The organism is Dehalococcoidales bacterium (genome assembly GCA_028717385.1).
GTDB lineage: Bacteria > Chloroflexota > Dehalococcoidia > Dehalococcoidales > CSSed11-197 > CSSed11-197.
In genome coordinates this window covers 1-6085 of sequence record JAQUNW010000043.1, presented here as the reverse complement: position 1 = coordinate 6085, position 6085 = coordinate 1, and the positions used below count along the sequence as shown (strand labels likewise).

Annotated in this window: 5 protein-coding genes; all 5 read left to right on the top strand. The window is 46.4% G+C overall.

Going from position 1 to position 6085, the window contains the following annotated elements; translation table 11 throughout:
• Positions 1-264 precede the first annotated feature (264 nt).
• Complete coding sequence (locus PHX29_06790; protein ID MDD5605590.1) at positions 265-954, top strand: hypothetical protein; 690 nt, start codon at positions 265-267, stop codon at positions 952-954.
• On the top strand, positions 899-2488 hold the full coding sequence (locus PHX29_06785; protein MDD5605589.1) for an AAA family ATPase: 1590 nt from the start codon (positions 899-901) through the stop codon (positions 2486-2488). Before PHX29_06790 ends, PHX29_06785 begins: the two co-directional genes overlap by 56 nt.
• 1 nt (position 2489) lies before the next feature.
• Complete coding sequence (locus tag PHX29_06780) at positions 2490-3743, top strand: adenosylhomocysteinase (GenBank protein ID MDD5605588.1); 1254 nt, start codon at positions 2490-2492, stop codon at positions 3741-3743.
• 8 nt (positions 3744-3751) lie between these two features.
• Positions 3752-4960, top strand: coding sequence for a methionine adenosyltransferase (gene metK, locus PHX29_06775; protein ID MDD5605587.1), 1209 nt, complete (start codon positions 3752-3754; stop codon positions 4958-4960).
• Positions 4961-4971: 11 nt separating this feature from the next.
• A partial coding sequence (locus PHX29_06770) for a phosphoglucomutase/phosphomannomutase family protein (protein MDD5605586.1) occupies positions 4972-6085 on the top strand: 1114 nt, incomplete at its 3' end.

Below are 6085 nucleotides of genomic sequence, written 5' to 3'. Positions count from 1 at the left end.
CGCTTGTTATGCTTAATGAACTTTCAAACCTGATGATAACCAGATATCTTTAAAAATGAAATACCGGATCCCAGAAGTAATAAACTCTGCGTTTGTTGTTGTGCTTGTAATTTTTTACTGGCAAAGGAATTATTGTAAATGGATTGAGTATCACCTCCGCAGGCAAGAATTGTCTGACCGTATTCTGCTTGCCATGATTGAAACTAGATCCAATCGCATTTACAAACCCTTTATCTTGTAAATTAATAAAGGAGAAGTTAAATAATGGAAGAGTTACCAGAACCCGGTGACCGTTATTTTGAAGCTGTGCTTCAGGTTATAAATGATAGCATCGACAGGATGGTAAAAAGTCAAGAAGAGCGCCACTTCTATGAATCATTACTGGCAGGGGGAAACCATACAGCCGCCAATGTAATCACTTACTGCGAGGCTATGAAGAACATATACGGTGAGGGAAGCGCCTCCAAGTCTCTTGAACTCACCAAGCTTTTTACCTTACTCATGCTTGTACAAAGCTATCGATGGTTAAGTGAGCATAATACACAAACGGATGAATCCGAGGACTCAGCGAAAGCAGCTGCGGCTAATGTGCTGGCATTATTTGGAGATGACGAAGACCGCAATATAGAATTGTTTTTAAAAATGAAAACCCAGTTCGATTACGACTCAGACCACCACACTTCAATGGTCCATATGGGCGGATTAATGCTGGGGTGGGCAGCTGAAGCCATGGGGCAAAAGTGCGTCGATTGGGAAAATACAAAATTCCCGGTAAAAAGCATGAGCACATTGACTCATTCAGGCGCAGTACTGGACTCGTCTCCAATGAGAAGCCCTGGTGATATCAAAGCCCTGTGGGCATGCCACGGCCTTGGGTGCAAAGTTATGATGGAGCACTATGAAGGAAAGAAAGCTGACAGCAATGCTTCCGCCAATAATCCAGAGTCTGCTTAAATCCGAAGGGACACCCGGAGAATCTGGTCAGGTGAATCTAGTTCAGACTCAGATGAGTTGGATATTATTCGCTGGTAATCTCGTTTATAAAATGAAAAAACCGGTTGACCTGGGTTATGTTGATTATACTACTCTCGAAAAACGCCAATATTACTGCAACCGGGAAGTTGAACTAAACCGCCGGCTTTGTCCTCAGGGCTATTTAGGGGTAAGCACGATAAACCTGGCTGATGGCGAGTACAGCATCGACGGCGATGGAGAAGTGGTGGATTACGCCGTTAAGATGAAAAAACTCCCGCAAGAAAAAATGCTTGATTATCTTTTAGCAAACAATAATCCCACAGCAGATATGCTAAGCCAGGTGGCAGAAAGAGTCGCCGCCTTCCATAAGAAAGCTGAAACCGGACCTCACATCGACCCGTTCGGAAGTATTCAAGCCATCCGTTTTAATACAGAGGAAAATTTTACCCAGTCAATAAAATACGCAGATAAAGTTGTCTCTCGTGATACATTGGATCGCATTAAGGATTATACTAACCGTTTTCTGAACAATAATAGCGCTCTATTTGAAAGCCGGGTTAAAGAGGGACATATCCGGGATTGTCATGGCGATCTTCATTCGTCCCATATATGCTTTACCGACGAGCTCTGTATTTACGACTGTATTGAATTCAGCGACCGCTTCCGATACTCGGACACCGCAGCTGAAGTGGCCTTTCTGGCGATGGACCTTGATCATTACGGTCGGGCTGACTTGTCACAGGTATTTATCCAACGTTATCTGGAAATGACCAGGGACAGCCAGGTTGAAACACTTTTAAATTTTTACAAGTGTTACCGTGCAATGGTCAGGGCTAAGGTTAACTGCTTTAAATTGGATGACCCTTACGTAGACTCTGAGGAAAAACAACGCTCCCTTCTCAAGGCACAGCAATATTTTGATCTGGCAGAAAGCTACACTCTTCAAAAGCCTTGGCTTCTGGTCAACGTAGGTCTCGTTGGCAGCGGCAAATCAACATTGGCTAAAGAGCTTGCAAGGCATATGGGAATAGTGGTTATTTCTTCAGACATCGTCCGTAAGACCTTGGCAGGCATTCCTCCGGTTGAATCTGCTTCTCAAGGAATGGATACCGGGGTCTACTCCCCTGATTTCTCCAGACTCACTTATGAAACAATGTTTAATCAGGCGGCTTCATGGCTCAAAAAAGGGGTATCGGTTATACTGGATGCCACATTCGTTCTTGCACTCAGCCGTAAGACAGCATACGAAATAGCCATGAAATACAACGCTGGTTTCGCGTTCCTGGAATACACCATTAGTGACGAGGAAGCCTGCCGCAGGATTAATCATAGAAAGCTTGAACCTGGCAATGTGAGTGATGGCACCACCCAAGTTTATTTCAAGATGAAGAGCGAATTTGAACCCCTGGACAAAACCGAAGCGCAGCAGCGTGTTATAATTGATTGTGCCGAAACAACGGCTGAAAATCTAGCAAAGGTCCGGCATTTTATTTTTAATCGATACAGGAGCTAACATGGCCGAATATGAAATAAAAGATCCTTCGCTTGCCAAGTCCGGTCTCGAACGCATTATTTGGGCAAGTCGGGAGATGCCGGTGCTCAAATTAATCAGCGATCGTTTTAGTAAAGAAAAGTCCTTTACCGGGATACGAATAGCAGCCTGCCTGCATGTAACAACAGAGACTGCCAACCTTGCATTAGCACTGAAGAAGGGAGGAGCCCAAGTCAGCCTCTGTGCATCCAATCCTCTTTCAACCCAGGATGATGTATGCGCTGCACTGGTTGAACAGGGGATGACGGTTAACGCAATACATGGCGCTGATGATACTACCTATTACCGTCATATTAACAATGCACTAAATATAAAACCGCATCTCACAGTTGATGATGGCGCCGACCTGGTAACCACAGTTCACACATCTCGCACCGAGCTTATAAGCGAAATAATCGGAGGAACAGAAGAAACCACTACCGGAGTAATCCGCCTGAGAAGTCTGGCAGCTGAAGGGGGTCTTAACTACCCTGTTATTGCCGTAAATGATGCTCTTACCAAGCATCTTTTTGACAACCGCTACGGTACCGGACAGAGCACTATAGACGGGATCACCCGGGCAACTAACATACTCTGGGCAGGCAAGACAGTTGTAGTGGCTGGTTACGGCTGGTGCGGTCGAGGTATTGCCATGAGGGCAAGGGGTTTCGGCTCTCACGTAGTTGTGCTTGAAACAGAACCTCTTAGAGCACTTGAAGCCGTAATGGATGGTCACCGGGTAATGCCGGCAATACAAGCTGCCATCATAGGGGATATTTTTATTACTGCAACCGGGAACAAGCATATTTTCACGCGGGAGCATTTTGAGGTAATGAAAAACGGCGCAATGCTTGCCAATAGCGGCCACTTTAACGTAGAAATAGATCTCCCGGCTCTGGAAAAAATGTCTGTCGGAAGGAAGAGAATACGGGAAGTCGTTGATGAATTCACTCTTCACGACGGCCGCAGTCTCTACGTGCTGGGGGAAGGAAGGCTTATCAACCTGGCCGCCGCTGAGGGGCACCCTGCCTCAGTAATGGACATGAGCTTTGCTAACCAGGCGCTATCTCTTGAATACCTGGTTAAAAACCAGAATATACCAGCCGGCGTGTATCCTGTACCGGCCGATATCGATAAAAACGTCGCCAGTTTAAAACTGGAAGCCCTGGGAGTAAACATTGACTCCCTTACCGCTGAACAATATCAATACCTGCAAAGCTGGCAGGAAGGAACATAGGAGAATCCATGACTAATACTTTTAAGAACTCACCCTGTTATCTGCTCACTTCAGAATCGGTAGCAGAAGGCCATCCTGACAAGTTATGTGACCAGGTTTCAGATGCTATCCTGGATGCCATACTGGATAAAGATCCGGCAGCAAGGGTTGCCTGTGAAACAGCCGTGACTAATGGGCTGATTGCCGTAATGGGGGAAATCACCACCTCTTGTTATGTCGATGTAGCCCGTATAGCTCGCAGTGTGATAAAGGATGTCGGTTATACTCACCCTGAATATGGTTTTCATTATGAAACCTGTGGTGTAATAGCCACCATAAATGAACAATCGCCAGATATCGCACTTGGTGTGAATTGTTCTCGCGAAGCTAAAAAGGCCGCCCAAAAAGATGACTTTGATGTAATCGGGGCTGGTGATCAGGGTATGATGGTAGGATTCGCCTGCAACGAAACACCTGAATTAATGCCGCTTCCAATATCTCTGGCACACAAGTTATGCCGGCAATTGGCAGAGGTAAGAAAAAATCACACCCTTCCTTATCTCAGACCTGACGGGAAATCCCAGGTTACAGTCGAATACCGAGACGGGGTTCCAAAAAGAATTGACAGCGTTGTGATAGGCGCACAACACGACCCTGGCGTAAGCACCGGTAAGATTGAAGCTGATATCAGCAAGGAAGTAATTAACGTGGTTATTCCACCGGATCTGATTGATGAGAAAACCAGATACCTGGTCAACGCCACCGGCCGCTTCGTGGTAGGCGGGCCAGTATCCGATACAGGCTTTACTGGTCGTAAAATCATCGTAGATACATATGGCGGCATCGCACGTCATGGCGGCGGAGCCTTCTCCGGTAAGGATCCAACTAAAGTGGATCGTTCCGGATCGTACATGGCGCGTTACGTTGCAAAAAACCTGGTAGCTGCCGGACTGGCTGACCGACTGGAAATTCAGATAGCCTATGCGATTGGTGTAGCTAAACCACTTTCGGTTTCCGTTGAAGCTTTCGGCACCGCAAAGGTAAACAATGAAATGCTGTTGGAACTCATCAACCGGCATTTTGATTTCAGGCCAGGCGCAATCATACACCGCTTTAACCTGAGACGCCCAATTTATCGCCAGGTGGCTGCATTCGGGCACTTTGGGCGAGCTGACCTTGACCTTCCCTGGGAGAAAATCGATATAGCACACATCCTGAAAAAAGAGGCTTTTGGTTAAATTTATTAACAATGAGCAGGATTGAACAATCAGTTATAAAGTTCGGCACGGATGGCTGGAGAGGAATTATAGCTGACGATTTTACTTTTAAAAACGTCAGATTGTGCGCCCAAGCAACCGCTGATTATATCAATGAGAAGATTAGCGGAGAGCAACCCACAATCGTCGCAGGTTATGACACCCGTTTTTCTTCAAAAGACTTTACTATAACCTTCGCAGAAGTATTAGCAGGAAATGGCATCCGGGTAATAATGAGCGAATCGACCTGTGCAACCCCGGCGTTGAGCTACGCTACTGCTTCCAGGCAAGCGTCTGCTGGCGTCATGATTACCGCCAGCCATAATCCCCCAAACTGGAACGGAATAAAAATCAAATCCCCCAACGGCGCCAGCGCATCCCCTGAAGCAATTAGCAGTATTGAAGAAATTATTGCAAACTTTCCAGCAAATCGGGAACCTCCTCGGCTTGATTTTAACCAAGCAGTGCGTTCCGGCATGATCGAGATAGCCGATCTCAATTCTACCTATGTTTCCAAGCTTGAAAAAATGCTAGATACAAGAGCTCTAAAAAACGCTCCGCTTAAAGTGGTTTTCGATAGCATGTTCGGTTCCGGATCGGGATACCTGCCCCGTCTTCTTGAAGGCGGAGAAATGGGAATCATAGAAATAAACTCCGGTCCGAATCCAGCTTTCCCGGGCATCAAGCAGCCCGAGCCAATCGAACATAACCTGGGCAAGCTATCATCCGCAGTCACGGATATAGGTGCCGGCGTTGGATTGGCTACTGATGGCGATGCCGACAGACTCGGTGTGATCAATGAAAATGGTGAGTTTTTAAACACTCTCCAGGTGTATGCTCTGCTAGTTCTCTACCTTCTTGAGATAAGAGGAGAGAGAGGTGCAATTGTTAAAACAATCACTTCTTCGCAAATGCTGAACAAGCTAGGGGAGTTGTATGGAGTACCGGTATACGAAGTACCGGTTGGTTTCAAATACGTAGCACCAGTAATGCTAGAACACAATGCAATGATAGGAGGGGAGGAAAGCGGAGGATATGGTTATCGCGGCGATATTCCCGAGCGCGATGGGGTACTTTCTGGCCTTTTCTTTCTGGATTACATGGTGA